The organism is Bradyrhizobium sp. McL0616, assembly GCF_049993385.1.
In the GTDB taxonomy this organism is placed as follows: Bacteria; Pseudomonadota; Alphaproteobacteria; order Rhizobiales; family Xanthobacteraceae; genus Bradyrhizobium.
The window spans coordinates 3,894,738-3,909,818 of record NZ_CP188255.1 but is presented as its reverse complement, the minus strand read 5'-3'; the positions used below and the strand labels follow the sequence as shown (position 1 = coordinate 3,909,818).

The 15,081-nt window shown below is 63.9% G+C and carries 16 protein-coding genes; 3 read left to right on the top strand and 13 right to left on the bottom strand.

The window, feature by feature from the left end:
* Positions 1–122 precede the first annotated feature (122 nt).
* The 9 genes from recO to rpoZ form a co-directional block, all read right to left on the bottom strand.
* Complete coding sequence (recO, locus tag ACPPVR_RS18895) at positions 123–875, bottom strand: DNA repair protein RecO (protein WP_426615662.1); 753 nt, start codon at positions 873–875, stop codon at positions 123–125.
* Between the two features lie 43 nt (positions 876–918).
* Complete coding sequence (locus ACPPVR_RS18890; protein WP_426615661.1) at positions 919–1,299, bottom strand: hypothetical protein; 381 nt, start codon at positions 1,297–1,299, stop codon at positions 919–921.
* A gap of 21 nt (positions 1,300–1,320) precedes the next feature.
* A complete protein-coding gene (era, locus tag ACPPVR_RS18885) occupies positions 1,321–2,247 on the bottom strand; it encodes a GTPase Era (protein ID WP_426615660.1) in 927 nt (308 codons plus the stop codon).
* Positions 2,237–3,073 carry a ribonuclease III gene (rnc, locus tag ACPPVR_RS18880; protein WP_426615659.1) on the bottom strand — a complete coding sequence of 279 codons (837 nt, stop codon included), beginning with the start codon at positions 3,071–3,073 and terminating at the stop codon, positions 2,237–2,239. The genes era and rnc overlap by 11 nt, the downstream gene beginning before the upstream one ends.
* Positions 3,070–3,834, bottom strand: coding sequence for a signal peptidase I (gene lepB, locus ACPPVR_RS18875; RefSeq protein WP_426615658.1), 765 nt, complete (start codon positions 3,832–3,834; stop codon positions 3,070–3,072). The genes rnc and lepB overlap by 4 nt, the downstream gene beginning before the upstream one ends.
* Positions 3,835–4,083: 249 nt before the next feature.
* Entirely contained in the window at positions 4,084–4,503 is a 420-nt protein-coding gene (acpS, locus tag ACPPVR_RS18870; protein WP_426615657.1) for a holo-ACP synthase, read from the bottom strand.
* Entirely contained in the window at positions 4,500–5,252 is a 753-nt protein-coding gene (locus ACPPVR_RS18865) for a pyridoxine 5'-phosphate synthase (protein WP_426615656.1), read from the bottom strand. Before ACPPVR_RS18865 ends, acpS begins: the two co-directional genes overlap by 4 nt.
* Positions 5,253–5,296: 44 nt before the next feature.
* Positions 5,297–7,585 carry a RelA/SpoT family protein gene (locus ACPPVR_RS18860; RefSeq protein ID WP_426615655.1) on the bottom strand — a complete coding sequence of 763 codons (2,289 nt, stop codon included), beginning with the start codon at positions 7,583–7,585 and terminating at the stop codon, positions 5,297–5,299.
* 208 nt (positions 7,586–7,793) lie between these two features.
* Positions 7,794–8,186: a DNA-directed RNA polymerase subunit omega gene (rpoZ, locus tag ACPPVR_RS18855; protein ID WP_014494742.1), complete on the bottom strand. Its 393-nt coding sequence runs from the start codon at positions 8,184–8,186 to the stop codon at positions 7,794–7,796.
* A gap of 329 nt (positions 8,187–8,515) precedes the next feature.
* Between rpoZ and ACPPVR_RS18850 the strand changes: the two genes are divergently transcribed.
* Positions 8,516–9,160, top strand: coding sequence for an NYN domain-containing protein (locus ACPPVR_RS18850; protein ID WP_426615654.1), 645 nt, complete (start codon positions 8,516–8,518; stop codon positions 9,158–9,160).
* Entirely contained in the window at positions 9,141–9,818 is a 678-nt protein-coding gene (locus ACPPVR_RS18845) for a uracil-DNA glycosylase (RefSeq protein WP_426615653.1), read from the top strand. Before ACPPVR_RS18850 ends, ACPPVR_RS18845 begins: the two co-directional genes overlap by 20 nt.
* Before the next feature lie 55 nt (positions 9,819–9,873).
* On the opposite strand, the gene ACPPVR_RS18840 is transcribed toward ACPPVR_RS18845, so the two are convergent.
* The 4 genes from ACPPVR_RS18840 to dapA are packed head-to-tail and all read right to left on the bottom strand — an operon-like array spanning position 9,874 to position 12,343.
* Positions 9,874–10,455, bottom strand: a complete 582-nt coding sequence (locus ACPPVR_RS18840; protein ID WP_426615652.1) for a peroxiredoxin — start codon at positions 10,453–10,455, stop codon at positions 9,874–9,876.
* 4 nt (positions 10,456–10,459) lie between these two features.
* Positions 10,460–10,933, bottom strand: coding sequence for an SsrA-binding protein SmpB (smpB, locus tag ACPPVR_RS18835; protein WP_426615651.1), 474 nt, complete (start codon positions 10,931–10,933; stop codon positions 10,460–10,462).
* 59 nt (positions 10,934–10,992) lie between these two features.
* Entirely contained in the window at positions 10,993–11,406 is a 414-nt protein-coding gene (gene mscL / locus ACPPVR_RS18830; protein WP_426615650.1) for a large conductance mechanosensitive channel protein MscL, read from the bottom strand.
* Positions 11,407–11,452: 46 nt separating this feature from the next.
* Positions 11,453–12,343: a 4-hydroxy-tetrahydrodipicolinate synthase gene (gene dapA, locus ACPPVR_RS18825; RefSeq protein ID WP_426615649.1), complete on the bottom strand. Its 891-nt coding sequence runs from the start codon at positions 12,341–12,343 to the stop codon at positions 11,453–11,455.
* A gap of 295 nt (positions 12,344–12,638) precedes the next feature.
* Here dapA and ACPPVR_RS18820 point away from each other — a divergent pair, with 295 nt between their 5' ends.
* On the top strand, positions 12,639–15,014 hold the full coding sequence (locus ACPPVR_RS18820; protein ID WP_426615648.1) for a transglycosylase SLT domain-containing protein: 2,376 nt from the start codon (positions 12,639–12,641) through the stop codon (positions 15,012–15,014).
* Positions 15,015–15,081 lie beyond the last annotated feature (67 nt).

The window sequence follows — 15,081 nt, the reverse complement described above, 5'->3', positions numbered from 1 at the left end:
GGCTATCCCCGTTGTGGAACCTGTCGGGCCAACTCAAGCTGGCCGATTTCGTTCCGGGAAGCGCCATGTCCTGAGGCAGGGCGGAGGCCCCGTCAGGTCTGGCGCCGGAATTGATGCCCTTTTCATGGCGCTGGGAGCGCCGTTTTGGCCTGCTGTCTCGTCAGGGCATTGATGAAGCCTGCGCGCGCGTCGGAATGGCCCTGCCCGCGCGGCTCCAGCACATGGCGCAGCAGGAACAGGCCGGTGAGCCGAAACCCGTCCTGGAGATCTTCGTCGGTGAGATCGCTGTACACCTCGCCCCGGCGCAGGAATGGCGGCAATCGCAACAGCCGGTCTCGCCACGGCTCACCAGCGGTGCGCGACACGGCTCCGCCGGATTTCGGCGAGACGTAGATCAGGTCGTCGGTCTCGCCCGTCACCGCGCAATTTTCCAGCGCCAGCCCGAATCCGAGCTCACCGAGCATGGCCAGCTCGAAATGAATGACGTGCACGGCGGCGCTGCCGATGTCGTCGAAATCGTCGAGAGAATGTTCGAGCAGCGCCAAAATCTGCTCGTGCGGATCGCGCTCCGGCAGGAGCCGCGCAATCGAGGCCAGATGGGTGACGCCATAGACGCCATGCGACGATCCCAGCAACGTGGCCGCGCGCAGCTTCAGGCCTTCGATCGCATAGGTGCCGAGATGCTCGTCGAGCCGCGCCCGCCACACCACGCTGACGCTGTTCCCCGGCTGCAAAAGCGGCCGCATCCGCGAGCCAGCGCCGCCACGCACGAGGCCGAGATGCCGGCCGTGGGCGCGTGTCAGCAGCTCGACAATGGCGCTGGATTCGCCATGCCGCCGCACGCCCAGCACGATGCCTTCGTCGGTCCATTCCATGGGCGGAAGTCTAGCGCATTTCGAGAGACCGTAGGGGCGGACTTCAAGCGTTGAACCAGCCCTGCGCGTCGCCGCTGAAGGAGAAGTACAGCCCGAACACCGTCAACACGCAGGAGACGATCTCGATGATGCTGTCGAGCTCCAGGCCCCGCTCGCCAATGATCTGGCCGAGCGAGATCACCGACAGCACCAGCGCTGCCGCCAACACCCAGCGCGGCCAGTTCTTACGCCAGTGCGCGGCGAGCCAGACGAAATAGACCAGCAGCGCAATCATGCAGCCGGCGAGCAGCGTCGCCGTCATGATCATCTGCTCGGTCATCTCGATGGTGGGCGTGCGGTCCTGCACCGCGACCGACAGGGCATCCAGCATCAGCGATGCATAGAGCAGCGCTTCGAAGCGCTGGACGTTGCGGGGCACGCTCATCAAATACCGATCTTTTCTTGGTTATTCTTTGGGAAATTCCAGGCCCATCTCGCGATAGCGATCGGGATCGTCGCCCCAGTTCTCGCGCACCTTGACGAACAGGAACAGATGCACCGGAACGCCCAGGATCTCGGCGAGTTCCTTGCGCGAATCCGCACCGATCGACTTGATGGTGGCGCCGCCCTTGCCGAGCACGATCTTGCGCTGGCTTTCGCGCTCCACGAAGATCGTCTGCTCGATGCGCACGGACTTGTCCTTGCGCTCCTCCCACTTGTCGGTCTCGACCGTGGACTGGTAGGGCAATTCCTGGTGCAGCTTGCGAAAGATCTTTTCGCGGGTGATCTCGGCCGCCAGATGTCGCATCGGCGCATCCGACATCTGGTCCTCGGGGTAAAGGAACGGACCCGGAGCCACCATCTCGGCGAGCGTCGCGCGAATGTCGTCGACGCCGTCGCCCGAGATCGCCGAGACCATGAAGGTCTTCGCGAACGGCATGCGCTCGTTGGCGGCCTGCGCCAGCGCCAGCAGCTTCTCGCGCTGGACCAGATCGACCTTGTTGATCACCAGAATCTTCTCGTGCTTGACGCTGGCGGCCTTGGTGAGGATCGCCTCGGCTTCCTCGTCGATCCCAGCCTTGGCGTCGAGCAGCACGCAGACGAGGTCGGCGTCATGCGCCCCGCTCCAGGCGGTCGAGACCATTGCGCGGTCGAGCCTTCGCTTGGGCAGGAAGATGCCGGGCGTGTCGACCAGGATGATCTGTGCGTTGTTCTCGATCACGATGCCGCGGATCAGCGCGCGCGTGGTCTGCACCTTGCGCGAGACGATCGTGACCTTGGCCCCGACCAGCGCATTGACCAGCGTGGATTTGCCGACATTGGGCGCGCCGATCAGCGCCACGAAGCCGCAGCGCGTTGCGGCAGGGGCCTCGCCGCTTGCTTCAACCGTCATTGCCGCCGCCAACACCTTCACGTTCGATCATGACTGAAGCCGCGACCTTCTCCGCCGCGCGCTTGCTGCCGCCGATGCCTTCGGCCGGCGCCAACCCCGGCAGGTCCACCGCGACCCGGAACTGCGGATCGTGATGCGGACCGGTGCGTTCGACCTCGCGGTAGACCGGCGTCGGCAACCCCTTCCCCTGCGCCCATTCCTGGAGCACGGTCTTGGGATCGCGCAGCGGCCGCCGCGGCTTATGCATGCGCTCGGTCCAGTTGCGCTTGACGAACTCATCCGCCGCCGCATGGCCGCCGTCGAGGAAGATTGCGCCGATCACGGCCTCGCAGACGTCACCGAGGATGGACTTGCGCAGCCGCGCATCGGCGCTGGAGCCGACCGAGCCGAGCTTGATGTCATCGAGCAGACCGAGCGACTTGGCGACGTCGGCGCAGCTCTCCTTGCGCACGAGCTCGGCAAGACGCTTGGACAGCTCGCCCTCATCAGCGTTCGGGAAGGCGTGATAGAGCATGTCGGAGACGACGAGCCCGAGCACGTGGTCGCCGAGGAATTCCAGCCGCTGGTAGCTGTCGCCGCGCTTGCGCCCGGACTTCAGCGCCGAGACATGCGTGATCGCCTGGATCAGCTGGTTCGGATCCGCAAAGCTATAGCCAATGCGCGCCTCGAGCGCCGCATTCGCGTCAGCCGCCTTGGCTTTGCTGCTCCGCACCCGCTTCTTCTTCGCAGACGACTTGCCCGCAAGCGTCTTGGTCGCAGCTTCGCCGTCAGGGCCCGCTGGCGCCTCGATCGGTTGGGTCGTGATGTCCTTGGCTTCGTCTTTCATCGGACGATTTTGAAGAAACGATTCCAGCGCACCGCCCACGGCCAGCGCCAGAACATCCAGGCATGCTCGCCTTCGGCGATGGAAAAGAAGATCATCTGGGCGCGGCCGATCAGGTTCTCCTGCGGCACGTAGCCGACCTGGCCGAGGAAGCGGCTGTCGGTCGAGTTGTCGCGATTGTCGCCCATCATGAAGAAATGGCCGGGCGGCACGGTGTAGACGTTGGTGTTGTCCATGTAGCCGTTGTCGGCGCAATCCAGCGTCTCGTAGGACACGCCGTTCGGCAGCGTCTCCTTCCAGCGCTTCACCCGGGACAGGCCGCCGCCTTCGGAGCCGCACGGATCTTCGCCGACATATTCGCTCATGCGCTGCCGCTCGACCGGCGTGTCGTTGATGTAGAGCAGGCCGTCCTTCATCTGGACGTGGTCGCCGGGAAGGCCGATCACGCGCTTGATGTAGTCGGTGGAATCGTCCTTCGGCAGCCGAAACACCACGATGTCGCCGCGGTTCGGATCCGAGCCCCAGATGCGTCCCGAGAACAGCGGCGGCGAGAACGGGATCGAGTAGTGGCTATAGCCGTAGGAATATTTCGAGACGAACAAATAGTCGCCAACCAGCAGCGTCGCCTTCATCGAGCCGGACGGGATGTTGAAGGGCTGAAACAGGAAGGTGCGGATCACGAGCGCGATCAGGAGAGCATGGATCACGACCCGGATCGTTTCGCCGACGCCGCTCTCAGTTTTTGTTCCCGAAGTCACGCTCATTGCTCTCTCAATTCCGACCGGCGGTCACAGAGCGCCCTCCTCCCGCGAACGGCCCATCGCTGCGCGGCGCAAGGAGATTGTCCTGATTCTGATAGTGAGGGCTAATTCCGGCGTAAAGCCGAATTCGCCCAGGCTGATTTGCGTTCGCGGACTTTTAGACGGTTGTCGGGGGCCACGCAATCAAGGATCGCATCAAAAACCCATAAGACATTGATTTTTAATACGAATTATAAAATTATCGCCAAGCCGTCAGGGCTTGGCCAGCGGAACAGCGGAAATGATGACGAAGGCCTGCGCCAGCGGCCAGTCATCGGTGATCGACAGGTCGATCTGCGCCTCGAATCCCTCCGGCGTCAGGGCCTGGAGCCTGGCCAGGGCGCCCCCTGTCAGCCGCATCGACGGCCGCCCGCCCGGCAGGTTGACCACCCCCATGTCGCGCCACCAGACGCCCTGCCGGATGCCGGTGCCGAGCGCTTTGGAGCAGGCCTCCTTGGCGGCAAAGCGTTTGGCATAGGTCGCCACCACCATCTTCTCGTTCTTGGCCCGCCGCGCCGCCTTGGCCCGCTCGGCCTCGGTGAAAATGCGGTCAAGGAAGCGCTCGCCGTGGCGCTCGATTACCTTGGCGACACGGGTAATGTCGATCAGGTCGGAGCCGATGCCAATGATCATGCCTGGCTCCGGCCGCGATCCATGGCCACGCGCATGCAGCGCACCGTCTCGGCGAGACCGACGAACAGGGCCTCGCCCATCAGGTAGTAGCCGATGTTGAGTTCCATCATCTCCGGCAGGCCTGCGATTGTCTCCGCCGTCGCATAATCGAGCCCATGCCCGGCATGGACCTCCAGGCCAGCAGCCTTTGCAAGCTTTGCCCCCGCGACGATCCGCTGCCACTCCGCCGCGGCCTTGTCCGCGTGGCCATCGACCACGGCATCGCACCAGGCGCCGGTGTGGATCTCGATCACGGGCGCGCGCAGCCGCGCCGCCATCTCGATCTGCGCCGGATCGGCCGCAATGAACAGCGAAACGCGAATGCCGGCATCGTTCAGCCGTGCGATGTAAGGCGCAAGCGCGTTGTGCTGGCCGACAACATCGAGGCCGCCTTCTGTCGTCACCTCCTGGCGGCGCTCAGGCACCAGGCACACCGCATGCGGCTTGGTGGCGAGCGAGATGCGCATCATGTCGTCGGTCGCCGCCATCTCGAAATTCAGCGGCTTGGAGATCTCGGCCTTCAGGCGCGCCATGTCATCGTCGCGGATGTGGCGGCGATCCTCGCGCAGATGCGCGGTGATGCCGTCGGCGCCGGCCTCGATCGCCAGCAGCGCGGCGCGCACCGGATCGGGATTGCGGCCACCGCGGGCATTACGCAGGGTCGCGACATGGTCGACATTGACGCCGAGGCGGAGCGGAAGAGCGGGCATTGCAAGGCTCACAGATTCAGAAGACAGGCGAACACGAAAGACGCCTATCCATTAACACGTTCGACGCGGGCGACGACCGCCTTGGCGCGCAACTGCGCCAGGATCGCGCTCAAATGCTTCAGATCGTAGACTTCGAGGTCAATCGTCGTCTCCGTGAAGTCGGGCGAGCGGCGCTGCATGCTGATGTTGTCGATGTTGCCGTCGTGCTCGGCGATCACGGTTGCGATCTGCGCCAGCGCGCCCGGCTCGTTGACGTTCTCGACCCTGATGCGGGCCGGGAAGCGCTGCGGCATCGAGTCCTCGATGTCCCAGCGCACGTCGAGCCAGCGCTCCGGCTCCTCCTCGAAATCCTTCAGGGCAGGCGACTGGATCGGGTAGATCGTGATCCCCTCACCCGGCGTGACGATGCCGACGATGCGGTCGCCGGGCACCGCGCCGCCATTCGGCGCGAACTTCACCGGCAGGTCGGAATTGATGCCGCGGATCGGGATCGCGACCGGGCTGCGCGGCGGCTCGGAGGTCACCTTCTCCTTGAGCTTGGCGGCGAGCCCCTTCTTGATGCCGTAGCGCGCGACACGCTCTTCCTTGTAGTCGGGATACATCGCGCGCGCGACGTGCGAGGCCTTGATCTCGCCGCGGCCGACCGCCGCCATGACGTCCTCGATCGAGGTGCGCGCTAGCCGCGGCAGCGCACCCTTGAGCTTGTCGTCGGCATATTCGATCTTGGCGCGCTCGAACAGGCGCTCGACGATGCGCCGGCCGAGGCCGACATATTGATCGCGCACGGCGGTGCGCGTGGCGCGGCGGATCGCGGCGCGCGCCTTGCCGGTGACCGCGAGCGTTTCCCAGGCCGACGGCGGCGCCGATTGCGCTTCCGACGTCAGCACCTCGACCTCGTCTCCGTTCTGGAGCTCCGAGGACAAAGGCGCGAACTTGCCGTTGATCTTGCAGCCCACCGCGCTGTTGCCGACGTCGGTATGCACGGCATAGGCGAAGTCGATCACATTGGCATGGCGCGGCAGCGCGATCAGTTTGCCCTTCGGCGTGAAGCAGAACACCTGGTCGTGGAACAGCTCAAGCTTGGTGTGCTCGAGGAATTCCTCGGGGTTGGTGCTCTCGGTGAGGATGCCGACCGTGTGGCGCAGCCAGGCAAACGCGTTGGACTCGCGCTTGAGGAATTCGGTCGGCGAGCCCACGCCTTCCTTGTAGAACACGTGCGCGGCGATGCCGCGCTCGGCGATCTGGTCCATCGCCTCGGTGCGGATCTGGAGTTCGGCGCGCTGGTTGCCGGGACCGATGACCGTCGTGTGAATCGAACGATAATCGTTCTGCTTCGGCGTCGAGATATAGTCCTTGAAACGCCCCGGCACGACCGGCCAGGTGGTGTGGACGATACCGAGCGCGCGATAGCAGGACTCGACGTCGTTGACGACGACACGGAAGCCGAAGATGTCGGACAATTGCTCGAAGCCGACGGACTTGCGCTCCATCTTGGTCCAGATCGAGAAGGGCTTCTTGCGGCGACCATAGACCCGCGCCCCGAGGCCCCTGTGGCGCAGATTGTTGGAGAGCTGCGCCTCGATCTCGCCGATCAGATTGCGATTGCGTTCGGCGAGCGCGTCGAGCCGCTGCATCACCACCGAATAGGCTTCAGGATCGAGGGTACGGAAGGACAGATCCTCCAGCTCCTCGCGCATTTCCTGCATGCCCATACGCCCCGCGAGCGGTGCGTAGATGTCGAGCGTCTCCTCGGCGATGCGCCTGCGCGATTCCGTCGGCACGAATTCCAGCGTGCGCATGTTGTGCAGGCGGTCGGCGAGCTTCACCAGCAGAACGCGGACATCGTCGGCAATGGCCAGCAACAATTTGCGCAGGTTCTCGGCCTGCTTGGCTTCGCGCGACACCAGCTCCAGCCGCTTCAGCTTGGTCAGGCCCTCGACCAGCGCACCGATCTCCGGTCCGAAGATCTGGTCGATCTCCGCCCGGGTCGCCTCGGTGTCCTCGATCGTGTCGTGAAGCAGCGCGGCGACGATGGTCGCATCGTCGAGCTTCAGGTCGGTGAGAATCGCCGCCACTTCGAGCGGATGCGAGAAATACGGATCGCCGGAGGCACGGGTCTGCGAGCCGTGCGCCTTCATGGCGTAGACATAGGCGCGGTTCAGCAGGTCTTCGTTGGTGTTGGGATTGTAGGACCGAACGCGCTCGACGAGGTCATACTGGCGCATCATGCGCGCGCGCGGCTTCGCCGACCGTGCCACCGACGCAGTCGGGGCCACGGCAACCGATTCGGTTGCGCCCTGCATCTGCGTTGGTCTGCGGCGTCGATACACCATGCCGTCCTGCCTTCAAACGGACCAAGAAACAGCCCGTTGCATACATCTTAGCTCCGATCGCGCGCGCGTCCGATCAATTCGGTGACAGGTGCGCGGCGCAAACCGACAAGGCTATGGTAACCACGAAATCGCCAACAAAAGCAAAGGCCCGAACACGGGTTCGGGCCTTTGATAAGATCACAAGAAGTCAACGATCGCGATGGGACGATTACTCGTCTTCCTCGGGCTGCTCTTCCGGCGGCGCGAGGCCTTCGAGGCCCTTCAGGAGCTCCTCTTCAGTCATGCGCTCAACCGCAACCTCGGTATCGTCCGCGTCGACGCTGGCGCCGGCGGAACCGATCAGCGGCACCGTATCCGGCTCGGGCTCGTCGACCTCGACGAATTTCTGGAGCGAGTGCACCAGCTCCTCGCGGAGGTCCTCCGGCGAGATGGTCTCGTCGGCAATTTCACGCAAAGATACAACAGGGTTCTTGTCGTTATCGCGGTCAACCGTTAGTTGTGAACCGGACGAAATCATGCGGGCACGGTGGGCAGCCAGCAGGACCAGGTCAAACCGGTTGTCGACCTTGTCGATGCAATCTTCTACGGTGACGCGAGCCATGGACTGTCGCTCCGTTGTAGGTGGGACGAAATATGTGGATGATTGGGGCTAGTTATAGGGACCAGGGCGGTTTCGCAAGGCCAATTTGTGATTTGGCCTCGCCAAACGGCTCTGCTACCCCCACATTGGGGCTGGGATGGGTGGTTTCCCGGGCTGCCGTTGAGGGCCGCGCCGGGTGTATTGAGAGTCCGCCATAACTATACCTTGATTGCCCCGACTTCTCCGAGTTTGCGGTTTCGACGGGTTTCGGCAGGACTTTGAACTGCGCGGCTTGCTGCTGCCGCGCCAACAATAAACAATTTATCACGAACACTACGCGAGCAAACTGAATGTCACCTTCCTCTACCGACAAGATCGCGCTCTTCATCGACGGGGCCAATCTTTACGCGACGGCGAAAACTCTGGGCTTCGACATCGATTACAAGCGCCTGCTGAAGGAATTTCAGAGCCGCGGGACACTGCTGCGGGCGTTCTACTACACAGCGATCATCGAGGATCAGGAATATTCCTCGATCCGCCCCCTGATCGACTGGCTCGACTACAACGGCTACACCGTGGTCACCAAGGCGACCAAGGAGTTCATCGACGCCTCCGGCCGCCGCAAGGTCAAAGGCAACATGGACATCGAGCTTGCGGTCGATGCCATGGAGCTCGCCGAGCACATCGACCAGATGGTGCTGTTCTCGGGCGACGGCGACTTCCGCTCCCTGGTCGAGGCCGTGCAGCGCCGCGGCGTGCGGGTCACCGTGATCTCCACGATCGCCAGCCAGCCGCCGATGATTGCTGACGAGCTGCGCCGCCAGGCCGACGTCTTCACCGACCTCGTCGAGTTGCAGTCCAAGCTTGGCCGCGATCCGTCCGAGCGCCCCGCCCCGCGCGATCGCACCGAGCGCGAGGCACGCCACCACGCTCCGCAGTTCCTCCAGCGCGCGACCACGATGGCGCCGAGGGGCGATGACGACTTCGAGGAGTGAGGCGGCCCGGTTAAGCCACCAGGCCTCCCCCACCCTCGTCCCGGACCGTGACTGTCCGCTCTGCCCGCGCCTGGTCGCCTTTCGCGAGGCGAACCGCGTGCGTGAGCCGCTGTGGCACAACGCCCCGGTTGCACCCTTCGGCGATATCAAGGCGCGTTTGTTGATTGTCGGTCTTGCGCCGGGGATGCAGGGCGCCAACCGCACGGGCCGTCCTTTCACCGGCGACTATGCGGGCGACCTGCTCTACGCGACCTTGCTCGAATACGGCTTTGCCAAGGGCAGTTATAAGGCCCGGCCCGATGACGGCATGAAGCTGGTCGACTGCCGGATCGCCAATGCCGTGCATTGCGTGCCGCCGCAGAACAAGCCGCTGCCGGTGGAGATCAACACCTGCCGCCAGTTTCTCGCCGCGAATCTCGAGACGATGCCGAATTTGCGCGCGATCGTGGCGCTGGGGCGGATTGCGCACGACACCGTGCTCAAACCGCTGAAGCTGAAAGCTTCGCAAGCCCCCTTCGGCCACGGCGCGGTGCATCAGGCCGGCGCGTTCAAGCTCTACGACAGCTATCACTGCTCCCGCTACAACACGAACACCCGCGTGCTGACGCCGGACATGTTCCGAAGCGTGTTCGCGAAGGTGAAGGCCGGCCTCGATTAGAGCGTTTTCGAGCGAAGTGGATACCGGTTCGCGTAAAGAAAACGCGTCAAAATAATCAACCCTTGCCTGGATTGGCCTTCAGCCAATCCAGCACGTCACCGGCGTTCCGGTCGGGCGGAAACACCGGGTAGAACACGTGGGTGATGTTCGCATCGTCGATGATCAGTGCGAGGCGCTTGATCAGCGTCAGGCCCGCGACCTCCATGGTCGGCAGATTGAGGGCGCGCGTGAACGCCAGCTTCTCGTCCGAGAGGACGGGGAACGGCAGATGCAGCCGCGACGCCATCTCGGTCTGGTATGCATTGCTTTGGGTCGAGAGGCCGAACACCTGTGAGACACCCGCGGCCTTCAGCTCGGCGAACAGGTCACGAAACGCGCAAGTCTGCGGCGTGCAGCCGCGCGCGCCCGGGATCATGTCCCAATCGTCGACCAGCGAGATCTTGCCGGGCTCGCCGGTGCGCGGATAGGCGAACACCACGGTACGGCCGGCGAGTGCCGACAGCGTGACCGAATTGTCGTCGGTCGCGAGCAGGCCGATCGCCGGCAACATCATGCCTTTCAGATGCGCGGCGCCGCCGTCATCCGCGGGTGCGGGGATCTGGCTCCAATCGACCTCAAGCAGGTTTTTCTGATTCATCCCGCTATCCCCTTGCCCGCATCAGCCGGCCCTTCTCCCGGCTCCAATCCCGTTTCTTCTCGGTCTCGCGCTTGTCGTGCAGCTTCTTGCCCTTTGCAACTGCAAGCTGCAGTTTGGCCCGGCCGCGCTCGTTAAAGTAGAGTTTGAGCGGGATCAGCGTCATGCCCTCGCGGTCGACAGCCCCCATCAGCTTGTTGATCTGCTTGCGGTGCAGGAGCAGTTTTCGCGGCCGTTTCGGCTCGTGGTTGAAGCGGTTGCCCTGGAGGTATTCGGGAATGGTGGCGTTGATCAGCCAGATCTCGCCGTTCTTGGAATCGGCGTAGGATTCCGCGATCGTGCTCTTGCCGCTGCGGATCGACTTCACCTCGGTGCCGGTCAGCGCAATGCCCGCCTCGATCGTATCCTCGATCGCATAGTTGAAGCGGGCCTTGCGATTTTCCGCCATGACCTTGATAGGACGTTCGTTCTTATTGGCCATGGCAGACAAACCTGATCGAGATACGCGCGTAAGCTAACAGTTCGGATGAAGCGCGCGCGTCACTTCTTGAGGAGATCGCGGATCTCGGTCAGCAGCACGACCTCGGCCGACGGCTTCGGTGGTTCCGCAGGCTTGGCCTCATCCTTACGCTTGAACTTGTTCATGGTGCGGATGACCATGAACAGCACGAAAGCGACGATGGCAAAGTTCACGACCAAGGTGAAGAAGCTGCCATAAGCCAGCACCGCACCCTGCTTCTTGGCATCGGCGAGATTGGTCTGCGTGACCTTGCTGGAGAGTCCGACGAAATAGTTGGAGAAATCCAGGCCGCCGGTGGCTGCGCCGATGATCGGCATAATAACGTCGTTGACCATCGACGTCACAATGGCACCGAAGGCAGCGCCGATGATCACCGCAACGGCGAGATCGACGACATTGCCCTTCATGGCAAAATCGCGGAATTCCTTGAGCATGCTGGTCCCCCTGCGTTGCCTGTGACGATGAAGTGACGAACGCGGCCTAGTTGATCAAGCCGGCGTGCACCATGGCGCTGCGCACGGCAACGCGCGTCGGCTCGGACACCGGCACCATCGGCAGCCGCAGCGTCTCGTCCATCTTCCCGAGCAGCGTCATTGCATACTTGATCGGCGCCGGATTGCTCTCGATGAAGAGGTTGTTGTGCAGCGGCATCAGCTTGTCGTGGATCTTCAGCGCGGTGGCATGATCGCCCTTCGCCCAGGCGGCCTGGAATTCCGAGCACAGCCGTGGCGCGACGTTCGACGTCACTGAGATGCAGCCATGGCCGCCATGGGCCATGTAACCGAGGATGGTCGCATCCTCGCCGGAGAGCTGGTTGAAATCCTCGCCCATCGCGGCGCGCTGCTGCGACACGCGCACCATGCTGGCGGTGGCGTCCTTAACGCCGGCGATGTTCTTCAGCTCCCACAGCCGCTTCATGGTGTCGACCGACATGTCGATCACCGAGCGCGGCGGGATGTTGTAGATGATGATCGGAATCCCGATCGCATCGTTGATCGCCTTGAAGTGCTGGTACATGCCTTCCTGGGTCGGCTTGTTGTAGTAGGGCGTCACCACCAGCACGGCGTTGGCGCCCGCCGTCTCGGCGTGCTGGGCCAGCTCGACCGCCTCCTTGGTCGAGTTTGACCCGGCGCCCGCGATCACGGGCACGCGGCCCTTGGCCTCCTCGATGCACCATTCGACGACCTTCTTGTGCTCGTCATGGCTGAGCGTCGGGCTCTCGCCGGTGGTGCCGACCGGGACCAGGCCGTTGGTGCCCTCGGAAATCTGCCAATTGACCAGCGACCGGAACGCCGCCTCGTCCAGCGAGCCGTTCTTGAACGGGGTGACCAAGGCGGTGAACGACCCCCGGAATTTCGTCTTGGCTGCCATGGACTTCCTCCGTACGCGGCGAGTTTTAGAGCAAGCCCCATACATATCGGGTCTATCCCGTCGGTAAAAGACCTGCCGCCGGCTGACGCACCGTTTAGGCCGCGATTTTGCCGCGGTGGTGGTGCAAACCCGGCGGAGGTAAGCGGCTGTTGGTATTTTGTCCGCATATTCAATCAAATACAGCCAGATCTTGTACAGATAGGTCTTGAGCCACTTGACTGATTCGGGGCGACGTAACGCCGTGACCTCCTTTCCTCTTGCCGCATGGCGATCCGCCGGTCTGGTTCTATGCCTGATGGCAGGGCTGTCGATCGGCTGCGCCGCCTTGGCCAAGTCCAACGAGACGACCGAGGACGGGACCAAGGAACCCGCGAAGCAGACCGGCAAAGACACCGCGAAGGGACCAGCCAAAGGATCGGCCAAGGAAACAGCCAAGGGAACAGCGAAGGGGACGAGCAAGGGAACGGCTGCCGCCCCCGCCAAGGATGCTGCGAAGAAACCTTCCAAGGATGCCGGCAAGAATGCTGGAAAGGAACCAGCGAAGGACAAGCCCAAGCCTGCGGCAGCAGCCCCCGCGCCAAAATCGCCGCCGACCGCCAGCGGTTCGGCCCCAAAGACCGCACCTGCCCCCGCCGCCACAGCCACCGTCAGACCTACCGCACCTGCCGCCGCTAGACCCGTGGCAGCTCCTGTGCTGGCTCCGGCGACCCGCCAGCATGCCGCGCCGCGCAAGCCGGTCACGCCGGCCGCCGTCGCTGCGACCTCGTCGACGTCGCAAGGCGACAAGGACACCCTGGAGACCGTCATCGAGCTCGTGCGCAAGCGCAAGGCGGGCGACGCCACCAATTACGCCGCCTCGATCTCGGATCCGGTTGCGCGAAAACTCGCGGAATGGATCATCCTGCGCAGCGAGGACAATGGCGCGAATGTCGAGCGCTACCGCGCCTTCCTCTCCGCCAATCCGAGCTGGCCGTCGCAGACCTTCCTGCGCCGCCGCCTCGAGGCTGCAATGTGGGACGACCGCCGTGACGACTCCGTCGCGTGGTCGTGGTTCGAGAACGAGTCCCCGATCTCGGCGAAGGGCCGCTTCACGCTCGCCAAGGCGATGCTGGCGCGCGGCGACCGCGCCAATGCCGAGCGGCTGGTGCGCGAGGCTTGGCGCAGCGATCCGATGTCGGAGGACACCGAGAACAACGCGTTCGACCAGTTCGGCGCGCTGCTGACGCCGGGTGACCAGAAGGCGCGGATGGACACCCTGCTCTATGGCAGCGAGACCGAGGCGGCGCTGCGCGCCGCAAAACGCCTTGGCGCCGGCTATGTCGCGCTCGCCAAGGCCCGCATCGCCTCCTTCAAGAAGGCGCCGAACACCCGCGCACTGCTCGAAGAAGTGCCGCGCGAATTGCACAGCGATCCCGGCTTCATCTTCAGCAAGATCCAGCTCTTGCGCCGCGAGGAGAAATTTGCCGAAGCGGCCCAGCTGATGCTGGCGGCGCCGAAGGATCCGAACCGGCTCTACAATCTCGATGAATGGTGGATCGAGCGGCGCCTGCTGGCACGCAAGATGATCGACACCGAGGAATTCCGCAGCGCTTATCTGATCGCGCGCGACGCAGCTTTGCCAACGCGCGATATTTACAAGACCGAGCAGGAATTCACCGCGGGCTGGATCGCGCTGCGCTTCCTCAACGATCCCGCTTCTGCCGCCCAGCACTTTGCCCGCATCGGCGTCGGCAGCGTCAATCCAACCACGCTGGCGCGAGCCGGTTATTGGCAGGGCCGCGCGGCGGAAGCCGCAGGCCGCCAGCAGGAAGCGCGCAACGCCTATGCCCGCGCAGCCGAGCAGTCGACGAGCTATTACGGCCAGCTCGCGCGCGCAAAACTCGGCCTGCCGCAGATCGAGCTCAACAGCCAGCCGCGCGGCCGCGGCGCCGAGCGGCTCGAGATCGTGCGCGCCGCGCAATTGCTGTACGAGCTCGACGAGCGCGAGATCGCGATACCGATGCTTGCCGACATGGGCGAGAACGGCGATCCCGAGGCCCTCACCGGGCTCGGCGAGCTCACCCAGCGCTACAACGACGCGCGCGGCATGCTGCTGGTCGGCAAGGCCGCACTCAATCGCGGGCTGCCGTTCGACTTCTACGCCTATCCCGTCAACGGCATTCCGCAGTTCACCCCGATCGGGCCCGAGGTCGAGCGCAGCATCGTCTATGCCATCGCGCGGCAGGAGAGCGCGTTCAATCCGGCGGTGGTCTCGCCGGCGCAGGCTTACGGGCTGATGCAGGTGACGCCCGACGCCGCGCGCTATGTCTGCAAGCGGCACGGCGGGACCTACGACCTGTCGCGCCTGAAGAACGATTCGGCCTACAACGCCACGCTCGGCTCGGCCGAGCTCGGCGGGCTGCTCGAGGATTATCGCGGCTCCTACATCATGACGTTTGCCGCCTATAATGCCGGCCGCGGCAGCGTGAAGAAGTGGATCGACCGTTACGGCGATCCCCGCGAATCCAAGATCGATGCGGTCGACTGGGTTGAGCTCATTCCATTCTCCGAGACACGCAACTACGTGCAGCGGATCATGGAGAACCTCCAAGTCTACCGCGCCCGCTTCGGCGGCGGCACGCGGTTGCAGATCGAGGCCGATTTGCGCCGCGGCGCCGGCAGCGTGGAATAGACGCTGCTCTCCCCTCGATTCGCTGTGGACCGGCGGCAAGCACCACGGCTGCGCCCGGCCTCTCCTT